The organism is Xanthobacter sp. (assembly GCF_041911315.1).
GTDB lineage: Bacteria > Pseudomonadota > Alphaproteobacteria > Rhizobiales > Xanthobacteraceae > Xanthobacter > Xanthobacter aminoxidans.
The window spans coordinates 1-18271 of record NZ_JAYRPE010000023.1 but is presented as its reverse complement, the minus strand read 5'-3'; the positions used below and the strand labels follow the sequence as shown (position 1 = coordinate 18271).

29 protein-coding genes and 1 pseudogene are annotated in these 18271 nt (G+C 66.6%); all 30 read right to left on the bottom strand.

What is annotated here, in order from left to right; all coding sequences use genetic code 11:
- Positions 1-65: 65 nt before the first annotated feature.
- On the bottom strand, positions 66-1376 hold the full coding sequence (locus tag ACE3QW_RS09450) for a replication-associated recombination protein A (RefSeq protein WP_250165573.1): 1311 nt from the start codon (positions 1374-1376) through the stop codon (positions 66-68).
- Between the two features lie 8 nt (positions 1377-1384).
- Positions 1385-2845: a DegQ family serine endoprotease gene (locus tag ACE3QW_RS09445; protein WP_374251320.1), complete on the bottom strand. Its 1461-nt coding sequence runs from the start codon at positions 2843-2845 to the stop codon at positions 1385-1387.
- Positions 2846-3026: 181 nt separating this feature from the next.
- Positions 3027-3443: a 50S ribosomal protein L17 gene (gene rplQ, locus ACE3QW_RS09440; RefSeq protein WP_024278465.1), complete on the bottom strand. Its 417-nt coding sequence runs from the start codon at positions 3441-3443 to the stop codon at positions 3027-3029.
- Positions 3444-3546: 103 nt separating this feature from the next.
- Complete coding sequence (locus ACE3QW_RS09435; protein WP_024278464.1) at positions 3547-4563, bottom strand: DNA-directed RNA polymerase subunit alpha; 1017 nt, start codon at positions 4561-4563, stop codon at positions 3547-3549.
- Between the two features lie 156 nt (positions 4564-4719).
- Entirely contained in the window at positions 4720-5109 is a 390-nt protein-coding gene (gene rpsK, locus ACE3QW_RS09430) for a 30S ribosomal protein S11 (RefSeq protein ID WP_024278463.1), read from the bottom strand.
- A 122-nt stretch (positions 5110-5231) separates the two neighbouring features.
- Positions 5232-5600, bottom strand: coding sequence for a 30S ribosomal protein S13 (rpsM, locus tag ACE3QW_RS09425; RefSeq protein WP_024278462.1), 369 nt, complete (start codon positions 5598-5600; stop codon positions 5232-5234).
- Between the two features lie 350 nt (positions 5601-5950).
- A complete protein-coding gene (locus ACE3QW_RS09420; RefSeq protein WP_024278461.1) occupies positions 5951-6538 on the bottom strand; it encodes an adenylate kinase in 588 nt (195 codons plus the stop codon).
- Position 6539: 1 nt separating this feature from the next.
- A complete protein-coding gene (gene secY, locus ACE3QW_RS09415; protein ID WP_029558955.1) occupies positions 6540-7874 on the bottom strand; it encodes a preprotein translocase subunit SecY in 1335 nt (444 codons plus the stop codon).
- Between the two features lie 515 nt (positions 7875-8389).
- Positions 8390-8866 carry a 50S ribosomal protein L15 gene (gene rplO / locus ACE3QW_RS09410; protein ID WP_250165570.1) on the bottom strand — a complete coding sequence of 159 codons (477 nt, stop codon included), beginning with the start codon at positions 8864-8866 and terminating at the stop codon, positions 8390-8392.
- 10 nt (positions 8867-8876) lie between these two features.
- Positions 8877-9059: a 50S ribosomal protein L30 gene (gene rpmD, locus ACE3QW_RS09405; RefSeq protein ID WP_024278458.1), complete on the bottom strand. Its 183-nt coding sequence runs from the start codon at positions 9057-9059 to the stop codon at positions 8877-8879.
- A 30-nt stretch (positions 9060-9089) separates the two neighbouring features.
- On the bottom strand, positions 9090-9647 hold the full coding sequence (rpsE, locus tag ACE3QW_RS09400) for a 30S ribosomal protein S5 (RefSeq protein WP_024278457.1): 558 nt from the start codon (positions 9645-9647) through the stop codon (positions 9090-9092).
- 17 nt (positions 9648-9664) lie between these two features.
- On the bottom strand, positions 9665-10027 hold the full coding sequence (gene rplR, locus ACE3QW_RS09395; protein WP_024278456.1) for a 50S ribosomal protein L18: 363 nt from the start codon (positions 10025-10027) through the stop codon (positions 9665-9667).
- 12 nt (positions 10028-10039) lie between these two features.
- Entirely contained in the window at positions 10040-10573 is a 534-nt protein-coding gene (rplF, locus tag ACE3QW_RS09390) for a 50S ribosomal protein L6 (protein ID WP_024278455.1), read from the bottom strand.
- A 14-nt stretch (positions 10574-10587) separates the two neighbouring features.
- On the bottom strand, positions 10588-10986 hold the full coding sequence (gene rpsH / locus ACE3QW_RS09385; protein ID WP_024278454.1) for a 30S ribosomal protein S8: 399 nt from the start codon (positions 10984-10986) through the stop codon (positions 10588-10590).
- A 10-nt stretch (positions 10987-10996) separates the two neighbouring features.
- The gene (rpsN, locus tag ACE3QW_RS09380; RefSeq protein ID WP_024278453.1) at positions 10997-11302 is read right to left on the bottom strand and encodes a 30S ribosomal protein S14; all 306 of its coding nucleotides are present in this window, start codon (positions 11300-11302) and stop codon (positions 10997-10999) included.
- A 145-nt stretch (positions 11303-11447) separates the two neighbouring features.
- A complete protein-coding gene (rplE, locus tag ACE3QW_RS09375) occupies positions 11448-12005 on the bottom strand; it encodes a 50S ribosomal protein L5 (protein WP_029558957.1) in 558 nt (185 codons plus the stop codon).
- Positions 11998-12315, bottom strand: a complete 318-nt coding sequence (rplX, locus tag ACE3QW_RS09370; RefSeq protein WP_029558958.1) for a 50S ribosomal protein L24 — start codon at positions 12313-12315, stop codon at positions 11998-12000. Before rplX ends, rplE begins: the two co-directional genes overlap by 8 nt.
- Positions 12315-12683: a 50S ribosomal protein L14 gene (gene rplN / locus ACE3QW_RS09365; protein WP_024278450.1), complete on the bottom strand. Its 369-nt coding sequence runs from the start codon at positions 12681-12683 to the stop codon at positions 12315-12317. The genes rplX and rplN overlap by 1 nt, the downstream gene beginning before the upstream one ends.
- Before the next feature lie 191 nt (positions 12684-12874).
- Positions 12875-13123, bottom strand: coding sequence for a 30S ribosomal protein S17 (rpsQ, locus tag ACE3QW_RS09360; protein WP_024278449.1), 249 nt, complete (start codon positions 13121-13123; stop codon positions 12875-12877).
- A 7-nt stretch (positions 13124-13130) separates the two neighbouring features.
- Positions 13131-13343 carry a 50S ribosomal protein L29 gene (gene rpmC / locus ACE3QW_RS09355; RefSeq protein WP_024278448.1) on the bottom strand — a complete coding sequence of 71 codons (213 nt, stop codon included), beginning with the start codon at positions 13341-13343 and terminating at the stop codon, positions 13131-13133.
- Between the two features lie 10 nt (positions 13344-13353).
- Positions 13354-13767, bottom strand: coding sequence for a 50S ribosomal protein L16 (rplP, locus tag ACE3QW_RS09350; protein WP_024278447.1), 414 nt, complete (start codon positions 13765-13767; stop codon positions 13354-13356).
- Positions 13768-13796: 29 nt separating this feature from the next.
- Positions 13797-14549 carry a 30S ribosomal protein S3 gene (gene rpsC / locus ACE3QW_RS09345; RefSeq protein WP_024278446.1) on the bottom strand — a complete coding sequence of 251 codons (753 nt, stop codon included), beginning with the start codon at positions 14547-14549 and terminating at the stop codon, positions 13797-13799.
- Positions 14549-14929 (bottom strand): 50S ribosomal protein L22, encoded by a 381-nt coding sequence (gene rplV, locus ACE3QW_RS09340; protein ID WP_038193664.1) that lies wholly within the window; start codon positions 14927-14929, stop codon positions 14549-14551. The genes rpsC and rplV overlap by 1 nt, the downstream gene beginning before the upstream one ends.
- A 6-nt stretch (positions 14930-14935) precedes the next feature.
- Positions 14936-15214, bottom strand: coding sequence for a 30S ribosomal protein S19 (gene rpsS / locus ACE3QW_RS09335; protein ID WP_024278444.1), 279 nt, complete (start codon positions 15212-15214; stop codon positions 14936-14938).
- An 11-nt stretch (positions 15215-15225) separates the two neighbouring features.
- The gene (rplB, locus tag ACE3QW_RS09330; protein WP_029558960.1) at positions 15226-16059 is read right to left on the bottom strand and encodes a 50S ribosomal protein L2; all 834 of its coding nucleotides are present in this window, start codon (positions 16057-16059) and stop codon (positions 15226-15228) included.
- A 25-nt stretch (positions 16060-16084) separates the two neighbouring features.
- A complete protein-coding gene (locus tag ACE3QW_RS09325) occupies positions 16085-16390 on the bottom strand; it encodes a 50S ribosomal protein L23 (RefSeq protein ID WP_024278442.1) in 306 nt (101 codons plus the stop codon).
- A complete protein-coding gene (gene rplD, locus ACE3QW_RS09320; RefSeq protein ID WP_024278441.1) occupies positions 16387-17007 on the bottom strand; it encodes a 50S ribosomal protein L4 in 621 nt (206 codons plus the stop codon). The genes ACE3QW_RS09325 and rplD overlap by 4 nt, the downstream gene beginning before the upstream one ends.
- On the bottom strand, positions 17007-17735 hold the full coding sequence (gene rplC, locus ACE3QW_RS09315; RefSeq protein WP_024278440.1) for a 50S ribosomal protein L3: 729 nt from the start codon (positions 17733-17735) through the stop codon (positions 17007-17009). The genes rplD and rplC overlap by 1 nt, the downstream gene beginning before the upstream one ends.
- A gap of 22 nt (positions 17736-17757) precedes the next feature.
- Positions 17758-18066, bottom strand: a complete 309-nt coding sequence (gene rpsJ, locus ACE3QW_RS09310) for a 30S ribosomal protein S10 (protein WP_012113701.1) — start codon at positions 18064-18066, stop codon at positions 17758-17760.
- Between the two features lie 65 nt (positions 18067-18131).
- Positions 18132-18271, bottom strand: a pseudogene (gene tuf / locus ACE3QW_RS09305) (elongation factor Tu); the annotation flags it as partial.

Sequence of the window (18271 nt, the reverse complement as noted above, 5' to 3'; positions counted from 1 at the left end):
CAGCCTGTGGGCGGATCATATACGAAGGCCCAAACCCACGCTATTTGCCCACGCTATCTGCCCCGCTATTTCCCGCCCCGCTCGGCCCTCAGGCGCGCCCAATACTCCAGGCGCTTCCTGATCTCGCGCTCGAAGCCGCGCTCCACCGGGCGGTAGAAATTCTGGCGGCCCAGCGCCTCGGGGAAATAGTTCTGGCCGGAGAAGGCGTCCGGCTCGTCATGGTCGTAGCGATAGCCGGTGCCGTAGCCCTCGGCCTTCATCAGCTTGGTCGGCGCGTTCAGGATGACCTTGGGCGGCACCAGCGAGCCGCCCTCCTTGGCGACGCGCATGGCGGCCTTGAAGGCAGTGTAGACGGCATTGGATTTCGGCGCGGTGGCCACATAGACGACCGCCTGCGCCAGCGCCAGCTCACCCTCGGGGGAGCCGAGGAAGTCGTAGGCCTCCTTGGCCGCATTGGCGACGACAAGCGCCTGCGGATCGGCATTGCCGATGTCCTCGATGGCCATGCGCACGATGCGCCGGGCAAGGAAGAGCGGGCTCTCCCCCGCATCCAGCATGCGCGCGAGATAATAGAGCGCGGCGTCGGGGTCGGAGCCGCGCACCGCCTTGTGCAGGGCGGAGATGAGGTTGTAGTGGCCGTCCTCGCTCTTGTCGTAGATGGGCGCGCGGCGCTGCACCACCTCGCTCAGGCCCGCCACGTCGAACACCTCACCCGGCCGCGCGGCGCGCCAGACCTCTTCCGCGAGCGTGAGGGAGGCGCGGCCGTCGCCATCGGCCATGTTCACCAGCGCGACGCGCGCGTCCTCGGTGAGCGGCAGCTCCCGGCCCTCCACCTCCTCGGCGCGGGCGAGCAGCTTGGCGACAGCCTCGGCGTCGAGGGAGCGGAACACCAGCACCCGCGCGCGGGAGAGAAGCGCCGCGTTCAGCTCGAAGGAGGGGTTTTCCGTGGTGGCGCCCACCAGCGTCACCGTGCCGTCCTCCATGACGGGCAGGAAGCTATCCTGCTGGGCGCGGTTGAAGCGGTGGATCTCGTCCACGAACAGGAGCGTCGCGGTGCCGGAGAGGCGGCGGCCACGGGCCTGCTCGAACACCTTCTTGAGGTCCGCGACGCCGGAGAAGATGGCGGAGATCTGCTCGAAATGCAGATCCGTGGCCGAGGCCAGAAGCCGCGCCACGGTGGTCTTGCCGGTGCCCGGCGGCCCCCACAGGATCAGCGAGCCGAGGGAGCGCGTCTCCAGCATGCGCGAGAGAACGCCATCCGGCCCCACCAGATGGTCCTGCCCCACCACCTCGGAGAGGCGCGACGGGCGCAGACGGTCGGCGAGTGGCCGCGCCACTCCCTCTCCCAGTCCCGCTACCTCGAACAGATCGCCCATCGGAGCCCTCAGCCGCGCAGGACAGCGGTGATGCTGCGCCCGCCGCGCAGGACCGTCACCCGCCAGCCGCGCTGGGGCACAGCGGAAAGCTGGCCGAGATCGCCGGTGCGTCCCACCTTCTCGTTGTTCACCTCGACGATCACGTCGCCGGGGCGGAAGCCCGCCGCAGCGGCGGGGGAATTGTCTTGAACGTCATAGACCACGACGCCGGTGGCGTTGGCGTCCACCTTCAGCTCCTCCGCCACGGCGGGGGAGAGATTCACGATGGTCGCCCCGGCGAAGGGCGAGCGGCCGCGCAGCAGCAGTTCCTCGCGCGGCACCGTCTCCGGTGCCACTTCCAGCACCACCACCAGGGTCTGCTCCTTGCCGGAGCGGTTCACTAGCAGCGCCGCCTTGCCGCCGATGGGGCGGGTGGCGAGGCGGTAGTTCAGGGTTTCAGGATCGTCGATCCCCTGCCCTTCCACCGACACCACGAGGTCGCCAGTCTTGAGCCCGGCCTTGGCGGCGGGGCTGCCGGCGGTGACGCTCTGCACCAGCACGCCGGTGGGGCGCGGCAGGCCGAGGCTTTCGGCGATGTCCGGCGTCACGCGCTGGAGCCGGGCGCCCAGCCACGGCCGGCGCACGGACTTGGACCCGCTCTTGGCCTGCTCCACCACCACTCGGCCCATGTTGGCGGGAATGGCGAAGCCGATGCCGTGGGAGCCCCCGGACCGCGAATAGATGGCGGAATTGATGCCCACCACGCGCCCCGCCATATCCACCAGCGGGCCGCCCGAATTGCCGGGATTGATGGCGGCATCGGTCTGGATGAAGAACTGATAGTCGGAGACGCCCACCTGGGTGCGGGCCAGCGCCGAGACGATGCCCTGCGTCACCGTCTGGCCGACGCCGAAGGGATCGCCGATGGCGAGCACGAGGTCGCCCACGGCGAGCCCGTCCGAATCGCCCAGCTCCAGGAAGGGGAAGCGCTCCTTCGCCTCGGTCTTGATGCGCAGCACGGCGAGGTCCGTGCGCTGGTCGCGTAGCAGAACCTCAGCCTCGTATTCGCGCCGGTCATTGAGGGCGATGCGGATTTCGTCCGCCCCCTCGATGACATGATAGTTGGTGAGCACCAGCCCCGCGGGATCGACGATGACTCCCGATCCGAGCGAGCGCTGCACCCGCTCCGGCGCGCGCAGCCCCGGTCCGTCGCCGGGGCCACCCGGCCCGCCGGGGCCGGGCATGCCGAAGAAGCGGCGGAAGAAGGGATCGTCGAAGATCGGGTTCACGCGCTGCTGCGCCGTCTTCAGCGCATAGACGTTCACCACCGCCGGCGCCGTCTTCGCCACCACAGGCGCGAAGGTGAGGGTCACCTCCGCCTGCGACGCCGGAACACGCGGCTGTTGCGCCGCCGGCTGGGCGAAGGCGCCCGTAGCGAGGAGGAGACCGAAGGCGGCCACAGCCGCCGGACGTGAGAGACGTGCGAACATTGCGCCACCCTTGAAGCCTGTTCCGCGCCCAATGCCGGTCGGGGAGACCCGTTCCCGCCGCGGCGGGAGGCACGGCCGATTCGCGCGGTTCAGCCGATTCTTGCAACGAAAGACGTTCTCTCGAACGAAAAAAGGGCGGTCCGAGGACCGCCCTTTTTCATAGCCTCAAATCAGCTGAAGCTCACGCAGCTTCCGCGGCAGCGGCGGTGCGGGCGTGGTCGGCGGCGCCCTTGGCGTCAACGTCACGATCCACGAACTCGATCACCGCGACGGCGGTGTTGTCGCCATAGCGGAAGCCGGCCTTGACGATGCGGGTGTAGCCACCCGGGCGGGCCGCATAGCGGGGCGCCAGCACGTCGAACAGCTTCTTGACCACGGCCTGGTCCTTCAGCTCGGCGATCGCCTGGCGGCGGGCGTGCAGGTCGCCGCGACGGGCGAGGGTCACGAGCTTCTCCACCACCGGGCGAAGATCCTTCGCCTTGGGCAGGGTGGTCACGATCTGCTCGTGGGTGATGAGGGCGCCCGCGAGATTGGAGAACATCGCCTTGCGGTGCTCCCAGGTGCGGTTGAACTTGCGATGTACCTTGCCGTGACGCATGACGGCGAACTCCTGAAGATGGCGACGGACGAGCCGGTCGATGGGTTGCGCGGCTCGGGCCGCTCGAAAGGGTTCGGGGCAGCATGCCGCCCCGGATTGCGGATCAGTAGTGCTCCTCGAAGCGCTTGGCCAGCTCTTCGATGTTCTCGGGCGGCCAGCCGGGCACTTCCATGCCGAGATGCAGGCCGAGGGAGGCGAGCACCTCCTTGATCTCGTTGAGCGACTTCCGGCCGAAGTTCGGCGTGCGGAGCATCTCCGTCTCGCTCTTCTGGATCAGGTCGCCGATGTAGACGATGTTGTCGTTCTTCAGGCAGTTGGCCGAACGGACGGAGAGCTCGAGCTCGTCCACCTTCTTCAGCAGCGCCGGAGAGAACGGCAGCGTCTGGATCGCGGTCGCCTCGCTCTCGCGCTTGGGCTCCTCGAAGTTGACGAAGATCTCCAGCTGGTCCTGCAGGATGCGCGCGGCATAGGCCAGCGCGTCCTCGGCCGTGATCGAGCCGTTGGTCTCGATCTGAAGCGTCAGCTTGTCATAGTCGAGAATCTGGCCCTCACGGGTGTTCTCGACCTTGTAGGAGACCTTGCGCACCGGCGAGTAGAGGCTGTCGATCGGGATCAGGCCGATCGGAGCGTCCTCGGGACGGTTGCGGTCGGCGGCCACGTAGCCCTTGCCGGTGTCGACCGTGAACTCGATGCGCAGCTCCGCGCCCTCGTCGAGGGTGCAGATGGGCAGATGCGGGTTCAGGATCTGCACGTCGCCGACGGTCTGGATGTCGCCGGCCACCAGCACGCCGGGGCCGGTCTTCTTGGCCACCATGCGCTTCGGGCCATCGCCCTGCATCTTGATGGCCACATCCTTCACGTTGAGGATGATGTCCGTCACATCCTCACGCACGCCGGGGATCGACGAGAACTCGTGCAGCACGCCGTCGATGTGGATCGACGTCACTGCCGCGCCCTGCAGCGACGACAGGAGGATGCGGCGCAGGGCGTTGCCGAGGGTCATGCCGAAGCCACGCTCCAGCGGCTCGGCGACGACGGTCGCCAGGCGCTTGGGATCGTGGCCCGGATTGACCTGCAGCTTCTCGGGCTTGATCAGCTCTTGCCAGTTCTTCTGAATCACTTGCTTCACCTTGCTTTCTCGCCGGGCCACGGCAGCTGCCAGGGTGGTGAGCCTCAACCGGAGGCCGTCCACCAGAAGCCTGGCCCGTCCCGCTCGGGGGAGGAGAAACCGGGCTTGATCCCCGCGGACCGGGTCCGCGGAGGAACGAAGAGCGGATCAGACGCGACGGCGCTTGCGCGGACGGCAGCCGTTGTGCGGGATCGGCGTCACGTCGCGGATGGAGGTGACGAGGAAGCCTGCCGCCTGCAGCGCGCGAAGAGCGGACTCACGGCCGGAACCCGGGCCGCAGACTTCCACTTCCAGGGTGCGCATGCCGTGCTCGGCCGCCTTGCGGGCCGCATCCTCGGCCGCGACCTGCGCGGCGTACGGGGTGGACTTGCGCGAGCCCTTGAAGCCCATGGCGCCGGCCGAGGACCAGGAGATGGTGTTGCCCTGGGCGTCGGTGATGGTGATCATGGTGTTGTTGAACGAGGCGTTCACATGCGCCACGCCGGAGGCGATGTTCTTGCGCTCGCGGCGCTTCACGCGTGTTGCTTCTTTAGCCATCTGTCTCTCAGATCCTTCAGGCGCGCCCGTAACTCCAGGCGCTCGGGATGGCCCTTGACGGGCCGGTCAACGGGGAAAGGCCGGCTTGGCCGGCCTCCCCAATTCTCAAGCCTTGCGGCCGATCACTTCTTCTTGCCGGCGATCGGCTTCGCCGGACCCTTGCGGGTGCGGGCGTTGGTGTGGGTGCGCTGGCCGCGCACGGGCAGGCCGCGGCGATGACGCAGGCCGCGGTAGCAGCCGAGGTCCATGAGGCGCTTGATGTTCATCGCCACTTCGCGGCGCAGGTCGCCTTCCACGATGTAGTCGCGGTCGATGGTCTCGCGGATCTGCAGCACTTCCTGGTCGGTCAGCTGGTTCACGCGACGCTCGGCGGGAATGCCCACCTTCTCGACGATCTCTTCAGCCTTCTTGGGGCCGATGCCGTGGATGTACTGGAGCGCGATGACGACGCGCTTGTTGGTCGGGATGTTGACGCCTGCAATACGAGCCACTGCGCTCTCCATGTGCGCCGGAGCCCGAAGGCCGCCGGCCGGTTGTTGTCCCCGCGTCCGGTGGAGGCCGGCCCATGCGGGATATTGACGAAAGCTGCCCCGGATACGACAAAGCTACCGCCCTGTCCGACCCTTCCGGGTGGACCGAACGGCACCTGTTCCGAAGCGAGGGAGTGCCCATAGCGGAGATTCCGCGATGGGTCAAGGCGGCCCGCTTCACGCCGACGCGATCGATTCGCCACAATGAGCGCAACGCGACACCATCAGCCCCGGCCGAAACAGAAAGACCCTCCCGCCGTCCGACGGAAGGGTCCTCAATCTGTGACACGGGCGGCCGGAGCCCCCTGCCCTCACACCGCCTCGGCGAGCACCCCGTCGATGGCGGCGGTGACCTGATCGATGGGCGCCATGCCGTCGATCTGCTTCAGCTGGCCGCGCGCCTTGTAGTAGGGCGCCACGACAGCGGTGTCGCGATTGTAGGCCTCAAGGCGGGTCTTGAAGACCACCGGATCATCATCCTTGCGCACCGGCTCGCCCTTGGCGGCGGCCTCGGCGGCGCGGTTGAGGATGCGGTTGACCAGCTTTTCCTGGTCCACCACCAGCTCGATCACCGCGTCGAGCTTGAGGCCCTTCTCGGTGAGCAGATGGTCCAGCGCCTCGGCCTGCGCCACCGTGCGCGGGAAGCCGTCGAGGATGAAACCATTCTTCGCGTCCGCCTCGCCGATGCGCTCGGCGATGATGCCGATGACGATCTCGTCGGAGACCAGCCCGCCGGCATCCATCACCGCCTTCGCCTTCAGCCCCACCGGCGTACCCGCGGCAACCGCCGCGCGCAGCATGTCTCCGGTGGAAAGCTGGACGATGCCGTGACGGGCCACCAGCCGCTGTGCCTGAGTTCCCTTGCCTGCCCCGGGCGGGCCCAACAGCACCAGCCTCATATTACTTCCTCCTCCCCCCGCGCAGCTTGGCCTTCTTGACCAGTCCTTCGTACTGGTGGGCCAACAGATGTCCCTGGATCTGGGACACGGTGTCCATGGTCACGCTGACCACGATCAGAAGCGACGTTCCTCCGAAATAGAACGGAAGAGAGGCGTAGGAAATCAGCAGTTCGGGGAAGAGGCAAACCGCCGCAATGTAGGCGGCGCCCACGACGGTGATGCGGGTGAGCACGTAGTCGATGTATTCGGCCGTGCGCTCGCCCGGACGGATGCCGGGAATGAAGCCGCCGTGCTTCTTCAGATTGTCCGCCGTCTCCACCGGATTGAACACGATCGCGGTGTAGAAGAAGCAGAAGAACACGATCAGCGCCACATACAGCACCATGTAGAGCGGGCGCCCGTGGCCGATGTAGGTCGTGACGGTCTGCAGCCACTCCGGCCCCGAGCCCTGCATGAAGCTGGCGATGGTGGTGGGAATGAGCAGCAGCGAGGAGGCGAAGATCGGCGGGATGACGCCCGACGTGTTCAGCTTCAGCGGCAGATGCGAGGACTGGCCCTCATAGATGCGGTTGCCCACCTGGCGCTTGGGATACTGGATCAGCAGCCGGCGCTGGGCGCGCTCCATGAACACGATGAAGGCGATGACCACCACGGCCATCACCAGCATGCCGAGAATCACCACCGTGGAGATGGCGCCCTCGCGGCCGAGTTCCAGCGTGCGCACGAAAGCGCCGGGCAGCTCGGCGACGATGCCGGCGAAGATGATGAGCGAGGTGCCGTTGCCGATGCCGCGCGAGGTGATCTGCTCACCCAGCCACATCAGGAACATGGTGCCGCCGGTAAGCGTCAGGACCGTGGAGATGCGGAAGAACCAGCCCGGCTCCGCCACCACGCTGCCCGAGCCCTCGAGGCCGACGGCGATGCCGTAGGCCTGGAACAGGGCCAGCACCACGGTGAGGTAGCGGGTGTACTGGTTGAGCTGCTTGCGGCCCGCCTCGCCTTCCTTCTTCAGCGCCTCCAGCGTCGGCGAGACGCTGGTGAGGAGCTGGATGATGATGGAGGCGGAGATGTACGGCATGATGTTCAGGGCGAAGATGGCCATGCGCTGCACAGCGCCGCCCGAGAACATGTTGAAGAGGCCGATGATTCCCTGCTGGGCGTTCTTGAAGACGTCCGCCAGCGCGTCCGGATTGATGCCGGGCATGGGGATGTAGGTGCCGAGCCGATAGACGAGAAGCGCGCCGAGGGTGAACCAGATGCGCTTCTTCAGCTCCTCGGCCTTGCCGAGGGCACCGAAATTGAGGTTCGCCGCGAGTTGTTCCGCCGCCGAGACCATGCCTTGCTCCGATGGACGCCACCCTGGTGGGCGGCCCTTATATGAGGGCGCAACGCTCGGGTGCCAAGGCAGAGGGACCGGGCGGAGGGACAAGGGCTCCCCGCCGACGGTCCGGTACCAGGCTCCCTTGCCGAGGCGCTGGACCCTTGGCGGGAGTGCCATGGGCCGCTGCCCGGGCGCGTCCTGGACGGAAGGTCCGGAACGGAGCGTTGGGGCAAACTGGGGCCGGCGCGACGGAAGGCCGCAGGCCGGCAGGAAAGCCGGTTCCGCCCGGTGGCGCGCCGCCCGGGCGCGCGGGAGCGATCCCGACTCGGGCGCTTGAGGCCAAGAGGGCCATCGCGCCCGTCACACCTTCGGCGGCACCGGAGCGTCACCTGAACCCGAGCGCCAGAACGGACGCCCGAGACGCGAAGACCCGGCCTTGGGCCGGGCATCCGCAAGAGGTTGGTCCGAACATGGGTTCGGCGCGGCGGCATGAAGCCCCGCGCCGTCCCCTGTTCCGGATCAGCCTCGGCTCACTCGGCCTCGACGGCCGCCGCGAGCATGCTCACCGAGCCACCGGCCTTCTCCACGGCAGCGACGGCGGACTTGGTGGCGTAGGCCACCTCCAGCGTCACCTTGGCGGAGAGCTCACCGGTGCCGAGCACGCGCACACCATCCTTCACCCGGCGCAGCACGCCGGCGGCGACGAGGGCGGCCTCGGTCACGGGCTGGCCCGCGTCGAGACGGCCGGCATCGACCGCAGCCTGGATCTTGGCGAGGGAGACCTCGTTGTAGTCCAGGCGGAAGATGTTGTGGAAGCCGCGCTTCGGCAGGCGACGATGCAGCGGCATCTGGCCGCCCTCGAAGCCCTTGATGGCGACGCCGGTCCGGGCCTTCTGGCCCTTCACGCCGCGACCTGCGGTCTTACCCTTGCCGGAGCCGATGCCCCGGCCCACGCGCATCCGCTTCTTGCGGGCGCCGGGATTGTCCCTGATTTCGTCGAGCTTCATGTCCCGCTCCTCACTCGACCACACGGACGAGGTGGGCGACCTTGGCGATCATGCCGCGGACGGCCGGGGTATCCTTGAGAGTGGAGCGGCGGTGCCGCTTGTTCAGCCCGAGACCGACGAGAGTGGCCTCCTGGTCGAACGGGCGGCGGATCGGCGAGCCGATCTGCTCCACGGTGATGGTCTTGTCGCTCATGGCGCAATCCTATCCTTCGGCCTGCGCCGCTCAGTCGGTCGCTTCCGCGTCTTCGACGCGGCGGCGGGACTGGAGCTGGGAGACCTTGATGCCGCGACGCGCAGCGACGGAGCGCGGCGAGTCCTGGTTCTTCAGGGCGTCGAAGGTGGCGCGCACCATGTTGTAGGGGTTGGAAGACCCGAAGGACTTCGCCACCACATCGTGCATGCCGAGGGTTTCGAACACCGCGCGCATCGGGCCGCCGGCGATGATGCCGGTACCCGCCGGGGCGGCGCGAAGCACCACCTTGCCGGCGCCGTGGTGACCATGCACGTCGTGATGCAGGGTCCGGCCTTCGCGCAGCGGCACGCGGATGAGAGCGCGCTTGGCGCTCTCGGTGGCCTTGCGGATCGCCTCCGGCACCTCACGGGCCTTGCCGTGGCCGAAGCCGACGCGGCCCTTCTGGTCACCCACCACCACCAGGGCAGCGAAGCCGAAACGACGGCCGCCCTTCACCACCTTGGCGACGCGGTTGATGTGGACCAGCTTGTCCACGAACGTATTGTCGCGGTCCTCGCGCTCGTGGCGCTGTTCCCGTTCACGGGCCATGTTCGCTCGTCCTTGCGTCAGAACTGAAGGCCGCCTTCGCGGGCGCCCTCAGCGAGCGCCTTGACGCGCCCATGATAGATGTATGCGCCACGATCGAAGACGACCGCAGTCACGCCCTTGGCCATCGCCCGCTCGGCAACAAGCTTGCCGATCGTCTTGGCGGCCTCGGTGTCCGCACCGGTCTTCAGCGACCCGCGCAGGTCCTTCTCAAGGCTCGACGCGGCGGCGAGAGTCTCGCCCTTCGCGTCGTCAATGACCTGCGCATAGATGTGCTGCGAGGTCCGGTGCACCGACAGGCGCGGACGCCCGTTCGCAGCAACGCGGATCGCACGGCGCACCTTGGCCTTGCGGCGCGCCTGCGCCTCCAAATCCTTAGCCATGGTTCGCCTCCGTCACTTCTTCTTGCCTTCCTTGCGGAAGATGAATTCGCCGGCATACTTGACGCCCTTGCCCTTGTAGGGCTCGGGGCCACGGAACTCGCGGATCTCCGCCGCCACCTGGCCGACCTTCTGGCGGTCGATGCCCGTGACCACCACTTCGGTGGGCTTGGGGGTGACGATCTGGATGCCCTCGGGGATCGCGTAGATCACGTCGTGGCTGTAGCCGAGCGAGAGGTTCAGGTTCTTGCCCTGCACCGCCGCCTTGTAGCCGACGCCGGTGATCTCGAGCTTCTTCTCGAAGCCCTTGGTCACGCCTTCGACCAGGTTGGAGACCAGCGTGCGGGACATGCCCCACATGGCCTTGTGACGGGAGGTCTCGCCGTTCATCGAGAGCTTGATTTCCGAGCCCTCGATCTTGGCGGCGATCTCTTCCACCAGGATCACTTCCAGGGCGCCCTTGGGGCCCTTTACCTTCACCGTCTGTCCGTCCAGGCTGGCGGTGACGCCGGCCGGAATGGCGACGGGCAGCTTGCCGATCTTCGACATCTTGTCCTCCGTCGTCAGAACACGGTGAAGAGCACTTCGCCGCCGACGTTCTTGTCGCGGGCTTCGTGGTCGGCCATCACGCCTTGGGGCGTGGAGACGACGGCGATGCCGAGACCGTTGGCGACGCGGGGAAGGTTCTTGACCGCCGCATAGACGCGACGGCCGGGCTTCGACACGCGGGAGATCTCGCGGATCACCGGCGTTCCGTCGAAATACTTCAGCTCGATCTCGAACTCGGTCCGGCCGTTGCCGTGGTCGGTCGAGGTGTAGCCGCGGATGTAGCCCTCGTCGCGCAGGACATCGAGGACCGAGGCGCGCAGACGCGAGCCGGGGGTCGAGGTCTTGTCCTTGCGGCGCATCTGGGCGTTGCGGATGCGGGTGATCAGATCGCCGATGGGATCAGTTACAGCCATCGTTCCCTCCTCACCAGCTCGACTTCACGAGGCCAGGAACCATGCCCTGGTTACCCAGCTCGCGCAGCGCGATACGGCTCATCTTGAGCTTGCGGTAGAAGGCACGCGGACGGCCAGTCACCTCGCAGCGGTTGCGGATCCGGATCTTCGCGCCGTTGCGCGGCATTTCCGCCAGCTTGAGGGTCGCCTGGAAGCGCTCCTCGATCGGCAGGGTCTTGTCATTCACGATCGCCTTCAGACGCGCGCGCTTCGCCGCCTGGCCGGTGGCCAGCTTGCGGCGGCGCTCGTTCGTCTCGATCGCGCTTTTCTTCGCCATCTTAAGCTCCTGTTCTCCGCGTCTGAGCAGCTCGACCTGAGCCCCTCACGGCCGGAAAATCACATCCTCACTCGTCTCGTCGTCCGGCCCCGGCCATGAGCCGGAACCGAAGAGGCGCTTCGAGCGAAGCGCCTCTCATACCCGCTCACTGGCGGAAGGGGAAGTTGAAGGCCTTCAGAAGCGCGCGCGCTTCCTCATCGGTCTTCGCCGTGGTGCACACGATGATGTCCATGCCCCAGATCTGCTCGACGCGGTCGTAGTTGATCTCGGGGAACACGATGTGCTCCTTCACGCCCATGGCATAGTTGCCGCGGCCGTCGAAGCTCTTCGGGTTCAGGCCGCGGAAGTCGCGGACGCGGGGCAGAGCCACGGTCACGAGGCGGTCCATGAACTCGTACATGCGGGTCTTGCGAAGGGTGACCTTCGCGCCGACCGGCTGGTTCTCGCGCAGCTTGAAGTTCGAGATCGCCTTGCGGGCCCGGGTGATGACCGGCTTCTGGCCGGCGATCTGGGCGAGGTCCGCGGCGGCGGTCGTCACCTTCTTGGTGTCGGCGGTGGCTTCGCCCACGCCCATGTTGATGACGATCTTGTCGATGACCGGCACTTCCATGGGGTTCTTGTAGCCGAACTGCTCGATCATCTTCGGCCGCACCACCTCTTCATAGAAGGTGCGCAGCCGCGCGTTGTAGGTCGCCTCAGCCATCGATCCTCTCCCCGGAACGCTTGGCCACGCGGACCTTGCGTCCGTCATCCAGCACCTCGAAGCCGACGCGGGTCGGCTTGCCGTCCTTGGGGTCGGCAATGGCGACGTTCGACAGGTGGATGGGAGCCTCCTTGGAGATGATCCCGCCTTCCTGGTTCGCCGACTGGCGCTGGTGACGCTTCACGATATTCACGCCGCGCACGAGAGCCTTCTCGTCCTTCGGCATCACCTGAATGACCTCGCCGGTGCGGCCCTTGTCGCGGCCGGCGAGGACGACGACCTTGTCGCCCTTCTTGATCTTCGCGGCCATCACAGCACCTCCGGCGCCAGCGAGATGATCTTCATGTGGTTCTTGGAGCGCAGCTCGCGCGGAACCGGTCCGAAGATGCGGGTGCCCACCGGCTCCTTGTTGTTGTTGATCAGCACGGCCGCGTTCTTGTCGAAGCGGATGACCGAGCCGTCCACGCGACGGATGTCCTTGGCGGTGCGAACCACCACGGCCTTCATCACGTCGCCCTTCTTCACGCGGCCGCGCGGGATCGCCTCCTTGACGGACACCACGATGATGTCGCCGACGTGGGCATACTTCCGCTTCGAGCCGCCAAGTACCTTGATGCACATGACGCGACGGGCGCCGGAATTGTCCGCCACGTCGAGATTGGTCTGCATCTGGATCATGACGCACCTGTTCTCGTCATCCAGCGCCGCCGGCGCACCGGCATTGCCTCAACCCTTGTTCGCCGTGCCCGCTCATCGGAACACGGTGTTGCCGCGGTGCGGTCTCCACTCGATCCCCCTTGGGACGATCGACGGACCCGGCACCGGAGCCCTCCCGGCCGGACGATCCATCCGGACGGGAAACTCTCTTATCAGACCTCGGCGCGCTTTTCGCCCTGGATCACGATCCAGTTCTTCAGCTTCGAGATCGGACGGTGCTCCTCGATCCACACCGTATCGCCCACGTGCCAGTTATTGGCCTCATCGTGGGCATGATACTTCTTGGACCGGCGCACGGTCTTCTTGAGCAGCGGGTGGGTGAAGCGCCGCTCCACCCGGACCACCACGGTCTTGTCAGTCTTGTCGCTCACCACGACGCCCTGGAGCACGCGCTTCGGCATCGCTTCCTCACTTCGCCTTCTGCACCGGCGAACCGGTGCGCTTGTCGGTCTGCACGGTCTTGATCCGCGCGATGTCGCGGCGGATCTGCTTGGACCGCGCGGTATTCTCGAGCTGGCCTGTCGCCTTCTGGAAGCGCAGGTTGAACTGCTCCTTCTTCAGCTTCAGCAGCTCATCAGCGAGCTGATCGGGGCTGAGGGCCCGAACGTCCTCGGCTTTCATGAGCCTCTCCTCACTCGGCGATGCGCTGGATGAAGCGCGTCTTGATGGGCAGCTTGGCCGCCGCGAGGGTCAGCGCCTCGCGAGCGAGCTCGACGCTTACCCCATCGATCTCGAACATGATACGGCCCGGCTTGACGCGGGCCGCCCAATACTCGGGCGCGCCCTTGCCCTTGCCCATACGGACTTCCGTGGGCTTGGCCGACACCGGGACGTCGGGGAACACCCGGATCCAGACGCGTCCGGCGCGCTTCATGTGGCGGGTGAGCGCGCGGCGGGCCGCCTCGATCTGGCGGGCAGTCACGCGCTCCGGCTCGACGGCCTTAAGGCCGAACTCGCCGAAGTTCAATTCCGTGCCGCCCTTGGCAACGCCGTGAATGCGTCCCTTGAACTGCTTGCGGAACTTGGTGCGCTTGGGTTGCAGCATGGCTTGATCGCCTTCTCTCTAGCCGGCCGTCAAGCCCGGGAGCCGCGGTCGCCGCGGTCGCCACGATCGCGGTCACCGCGCTCGCGACGCTGGGGACGCGACGACGGACCAGCTTCCTGTTCGGCCTGGCGCTTGTCTTGCGCCATGGGGTCGTGCTCGAGGATCTCGCCCTTGAACACCCACACCTTGACACCGCAGGTGCCGTAGGTGGTGAAGGCGGTGGCGGTGCCGTAGTCCACGTCCGCACGCAGGGTGTGCAGCGGAACGCGGCCTTCGCGGTACCATTCGAGGCGCGCGATCTCAGCGCCGCCGAGACGGCCCGAGCAATTGATGCGGATGCCCTCCGCGCCGAGGCGCATGGCGGACTGCACGGCGCGCTTCATGGCGCGACGGAAGGCCACGCGGCGCTCCAGCTGCTGGGCGATGGACTCGGCGACAAGGCGCGCGTCGATTTCCGGCTTCCGGATCTCGACGATGTTGATGAAGACTTCCGAGTTGGTCATCTCGGAGACCTTCTTGCGCAGCTTGTCGATGTCCGCGCCCTTCTTGCCGATGACCACGCCCGGACGACCCGAGTAGATGGTCACGCGGCACTTCTTGTGCGGGCGCTCGATCACCACCTTGGACACCGCCGCCTGCTTGAGCTGCTTCATCAGCATCTCGCGGATCTTGATGTCCTCATGGAGCAGCTTGCCGTATTCGCCCTTGTTGGCGAACCAGCGGCTGTCCCACGTGCGGTTGATGCCGAGCCGGAGCCCGACCGGATTGACCTTTTGACCCATCAGGCCCGCTCCTCGACTTCCCGCACCACGATGGTGATGTGGGCAAAGGGCTTCTCGATGCGCGAGGCGCGACCGCGCGCCCGCGGCGAGAACCGCTTCATGACCAGTCCCTTGCCCACGTGGGCTTCGGCGACGATGAGATCGTCGACATCCAGCTCGTGGTTGTTCTCGGCGTTGGCGATCGCGCTCTCGAGGCACTTCTTCACGTCGCGGGCGATCCGCTTGTGAGAGAACTCGAGATCGGCGAGCGCCGTCGCCACCTTCTTGCCGCGGATCAGGCCCGCGACCAGGTTGAGCTTCTGGGGCGAGACGCGCAGGTTGCGCGCCACCGCCTTGGCTTCGTTGTCCGCGAGCGCGCGGGGCTTTGCCTGCTTACCCATGACCGATCACCGCCGCTTCGACTTCTTGTCGGCCGCGTGCCCGTAGTAAGTCCGCGTCGGAGCGAACTCGCCGAACTTCTGGCCGATCATGTCCTCGGTGACATTCACGGGCACGTGCTTGTGACCGTTGTAGACGCCGAAGGTTAAGCCCACGAACTGGGGCAGAATGGTGGAGCGCCGGCTCCAGATCTTGATCACATCGCGGCGGCCCGAGCCCGCGGCAGCTTCCGCCTTCTTCAGCATGTAGCCGTCGACGAACGGGCCCTTCCAGACAGAGCGAGACATAGCTCAGGCCCTCACTTCTTGCGCTTGTGGCGGCTGGACACGATGAACTTGTCCGTCGCCTTGTTGCTGCGGGTCTTCTTGCCCTTGGTCGGGATACCCCAGGGCGTGACCGGATGACGGCCGCCCGAGGTACGGCCTTCGCCGCCGCCGTGCGGGTGATCGACCGGGTTCATGACGACACCGCGGTTATGCGGCATCCGCCCGAGCCAGCGGCTGCGACCCGCCTTGCCCAGCGAGATGTTCATGTGGTCCGGGTTGGAGACCGCGCCCACGGTGGCGTAGCACGCACCGTGCACGAGGCGCTGCTCGCCGGAGTTCAGGCGCACGATCACGTAGCCCTCGTCGCGACCCACGATCTGCGCGTAGGTGCCGGCGGAGCGGGCGATCTGGCCACCCTTGCCGATCTTCAGCTCGACGTTGTGCACGATCGTGCCCACCGGGAGCGAGGACAGCGGGCCGGCATTGCCGGGCTTCACGTCCACGCTGTCGCCGGCGATCACCTGATCGCCCACCGCCAGACGCTGCGGCGCCAGGATGTAGGCCAGCTCACCGTCCTCGTACTTGAGGAGGGCGATGAACGAGGTGCGGTTCGGATCGTATTCCAGCCGCTCCACCGTCGCCGGCATCCCGCGCTTGAGGCGCTTGAAGTCGACCAGACGATAGGTCTGCTTGTGGCCGCCGCCGCGGAAGCGGACGGTGATGCGGCCATTGTTGTTGCGTCCGCCCGAGGAGCTCTTGCCCTCGGTCAGGGTCTTGACCGGCTTGCCCTTGTAGAGGCCGGAGCGGTCCACGATCACGAGCTGGCGAAGGCTCGGCGTGACCGGCTTGAAATGCTTCAGCGCCATGGTCTTATTCCGTTCCCCTCGGCTCTCAGAGGCCCGTGGTGATGTCGATCTTCTGGCCCTCTTCGAGGGTCACGACCGCCTTCTTGACGTCGCTCTGGACGCCCTTGCGGCCCTTGAAGATCTTCGTCTTGCCCTTGCGGACCAGCGTATTCACGCTCTTCACCTTCACGTCGAAAAGCTTCTCCACGGCCTCCTTGATGGAAGGCTTGGTGGCAGTCTTCGCGACGTTGAAGACAACCTTGTTCTGCTCGCTCGCGGTCGTCGCCTTCTCGGTGATGACGGGCGAGACGATCACGTCGTAATGACGCGGTTCGATATTGCGCGAGCTCATTTGAAGCGCGCCTCCAGCGCATCCACGGCGGCCTTGGTCAGGACCAGGGTGTCGCGGCGCAGGATGTCATAGACGTTGATGCCCTGGATGGGCAGCACGTCCACGTAGGGCAGGTTGCGCGCCGCGAGCGCGATGTTCTGCTCCACCTGGGCGCCGTCCACGAACAGCACGGACGAGATGCCGAGCTTCTCAAGCCGCTCCTTGAGCGCCTTGGTCTTGGGATCGGCGAGGTTGGCGGTGTCGAGCACGATGATCTGCTCGGCCTTCGCCTTCGACGAGAGCGCATGCTTCAGCGCGAGGGCACGGACCTTCTTCGGCAGGTCGATGGCGTGCGAGCGCACCACCGGGCCGAAGGCACGACCGCCGCCGCGGAACTGCGGAGCGGACGCGGCGCCGTGACGGGCGTTGCCGGTGCCCTTCTGCTTGTACAGCTTCTTGGACGTGCGGTTGATTTCCGAACGGCCCTTGGTGCGGTGCGTGCCGGCCTGGCGGCGCGAGAGCTGCCAGGTGACGCAACGGTGCAGGATGTCGGCGCGCGGCTCGAGGCCGAAGATCGCGTCCGACAGGGTCACGGAGCCGGCTTCGGAGCCGTCGAGCGTCTTGACGGTGAGTTCCATCACGCGCCCTCCTCATTGGCGGCTTCGGCGGCGGGGGCCGCGTCCGAACCGTTGCCGAGCTTGAACGCGCCGGGCTTGGGGGCCTCGGCGGGCAACCTCTTCTTCACGGCGTCGCGAACGGTGATCCAGCCACCCGCGTGGCCGGGAACGGCGCCTTCGACGGCGATGAGGCCGCGCTCGACGTCGGTCATCACGACCTTCAGGTTCTGGGTGGTGACGGTGACGTCACCCATGTGGCCGGGCATCTTCTTGTTCTTGAAGGTCTTGCCGGGGTCCTGACGGCCGCCGGTCGAACCGATCGAACGATGCGAGATGGAAACGCCGTGCGTCGCGCGAAGACCACCGAAGTTGTGGCGCTTCATGCCGCCGGCGAAACCCTTGCCGATGGTGGTGCCGGTGACGTCCACATACTGGCCCACGACGAAGTGGTCAGCGGTGATCTCGGCACCGACGGGGATGAGCCCGTCTTCCGGCACGCGGAACTCGGCCATCTTCCGCTTGGGCTCGACCTGAGCCACGGCGAAGTGGCCGCGCTCGGCGCGGGTCACGTTCTTGGGCTTGCGACGGCCAGCACCAAGCTGGACCGCAACGTAGCCATTCTTGTCGAGCGTGCGGTGGGCAACCACCTGGCAGCTCTCAACCTTCAGCACAGTGACCGGCACGTGCTCGCCAGCATCGGTGAAGATGCGGGTCATGCCGACCTTCTGTGCGATGACGCCTGACCGCATGGTCGTGTCTCCTCGCACCACGTCAGAGCTTGATTTCGACGTCAACGCCGGCGGCGAGGTCGAGCTTCATCAGCGCGTCCACCGTCTGGGGCGTCGGATCGACGATATCGAGCAGGCGCTTGTGGGTGCGCATCTCGAACTGCTCACGCGACTTCTTGTCGATGTGAGGCGAACGGTTGACGGTGAACTTCTCGATCCGCGTGGGCAGCGGGATCGGGCCGCGCACCTGCGCGCCCGTGCGCTTGGCCGTGGCGACGATCTCGCGCGTCGACGCATCGAGGATGCGGTGATCGAACGCCTTCAGGCGAATTCGAATGTTCTGGCCGTTCATGGCTCAATTGGCTCCAGGAAGAGGAAACGCGCACGCCGGTGCGCAGCGCGTTTCGTTCTTGTTGATCACTCGATGATGGCAGCGACGACGCCGGCGCCGACGGTGCGGCCGCCTTCACGGATGGCGAAGCGCAGCTTCTCCTCCATGGCGATCGGAACGATCAGGTGCACGTCCATCGACACGTTGTCGCCCGGCATCACCATCT

Bases quoted from the DNA above. Each gene is read 5' to 3' on its own strand.
- ACE3QW_RS09450 (WP_250165573.1), bottom strand. From the start codon at position 1,376: ATGGGCGATCTGTTCGAGGTAGCGGGACTGGGAGAGGGAGTGGCGCGG.
- ACE3QW_RS09445 (WP_374251320.1), bottom strand. From the start codon at position 2,845: ATGTTCGCACGTCTCTCACGTCCGGCGGCTGTGGCCGCCTTCGGTCTC.
- rplQ (WP_024278465.1), bottom strand. From the start codon at position 3,443: ATGCGTCACGGCAAGGTACATCGCAAGTTCAACCGCACCTGGGAGCAC.
- rpsK (WP_024278463.1), bottom strand. From the start codon at position 5,109: ATGGCTAAAGAAGCAACACGCGTGAAGCGCCGCGAGCGCAAGAACATC.
- ACE3QW_RS09420 (WP_024278461.1), bottom strand. From the start codon at position 6,538: ATGAGGCTGGTGCTGTTGGGCCCGCCCGGGGCAGGCAAGGGAACTCAG.
- secY (WP_029558955.1), bottom strand. From the start codon at position 7,874: ATGGTCTCGGCGGCGGAACAACTCGCGGCGAACCTCAATTTCGGTGCC.
- rplO (WP_250165570.1), bottom strand. From the start codon at position 8,866: ATGAAGCTCGACGAAATCAGGGACAATCCCGGCGCCCGCAAGAAGCGG.
- rpmD (WP_024278458.1), bottom strand. From the start codon at position 9,059: ATGAGCGACAAGACCATCACCGTGGAGCAGATCGGCTCGCCGATCCGC.
- rpsE (WP_024278457.1), bottom strand. From the start codon at position 9,647: ATGGCCCGTGAACGGGAACAGCGCCACGAGCGCGAGGACCGCGACAAT.
- rplR (WP_024278456.1), bottom strand. From the start codon at position 10,027: ATGGCTAAGGATTTGGAGGCGCAGGCGCGCCGCAAGGCCAAGGTGCGC.
- rplF (WP_024278455.1), bottom strand. From the start codon at position 10,573: ATGTCGAAGATCGGCAAGCTGCCCGTCGCCATTCCGGCCGGCGTCACC.
- rpsH (WP_024278454.1), bottom strand. From the start codon at position 10,986: ATGGCTGTAACTGATCCCATCGGCGATCTGATCACCCGCATCCGCAAC.
- rpsN (WP_024278453.1), bottom strand. From the start codon at position 11,302: ATGGCGAAGAAAAGCGCGATCGAGACGAACGAGCGCCGCCGCAAGCTG.
- rplE (WP_029558957.1), bottom strand. From the start codon at position 12,005: ATGGCTGAGGCGACCTACAACGCGCGGCTGCGCACCTTCTATGAAGAG.
- rplX (WP_029558958.1), bottom strand. From the start codon at position 12,315: ATGGCCGCGAAGATCAAGAAGGGCGACAAGGTCGTCGTCCTCGCCGGC.
- rplN (WP_024278450.1), bottom strand. From the start codon at position 12,683: ATGATCCAGATGCAGACCAATCTCGACGTGGCGGACAATTCCGGCGCC.
- rpsQ (WP_024278449.1), bottom strand. From the start codon at position 13,123: ATGCCGAAGCGCGTGCTCCAGGGCGTCGTGGTGAGCGACAAGACTGAC.
- rpmC (WP_024278448.1), bottom strand. From the start codon at position 13,343: ATGAAAGCCGAGGACGTTCGGGCCCTCAGCCCCGATCAGCTCGCTGAT.
- rplP (WP_024278447.1), bottom strand. From the start codon at position 13,767: ATGCTGCAACCCAAGCGCACCAAGTTCCGCAAGCAGTTCAAGGGACGC.
- rpsC (WP_024278446.1), bottom strand. From the start codon at position 14,549: ATGGGTCAAAAGGTCAATCCGGTCGGGCTCCGGCTCGGCATCAACCGC.
- rplV (WP_038193664.1), bottom strand. From the start codon at position 14,929: ATGGGTAAGCAGGCAAAGCCCCGCGCGCTCGCGGACAACGAAGCCAAG.
- rpsS (WP_024278444.1), bottom strand. From the start codon at position 15,214: ATGTCTCGCTCTGTCTGGAAGGGCCCGTTCGTCGACGGCTACATGCTG.
- rplB (WP_029558960.1), bottom strand. From the start codon at position 16,059: ATGGCGCTGAAGCATTTCAAGCCGGTCACGCCGAGCCTTCGCCAGCTC.
- ACE3QW_RS09325 (WP_024278442.1), bottom strand. From the start codon at position 16,390: ATGAGCTCGCGCAATATCGAACCGCGTCATTACGACGTGATCGTCTCG.
- rplD (WP_024278441.1), bottom strand. From the start codon at position 17,007: ATGGAACTCACCGTCAAGACGCTCGACGGCTCCGAAGCCGGCTCCGTG.
- rplC (WP_024278440.1), bottom strand. From the start codon at position 17,735: ATGCGGTCAGGCGTCATCGCACAGAAGGTCGGCATGACCCGCATCTTC.
- rpsJ (WP_012113701.1), bottom strand. From the start codon at position 18,066: ATGAACGGCCAGAACATTCGAATTCGCCTGAAGGCGTTCGATCACCGC.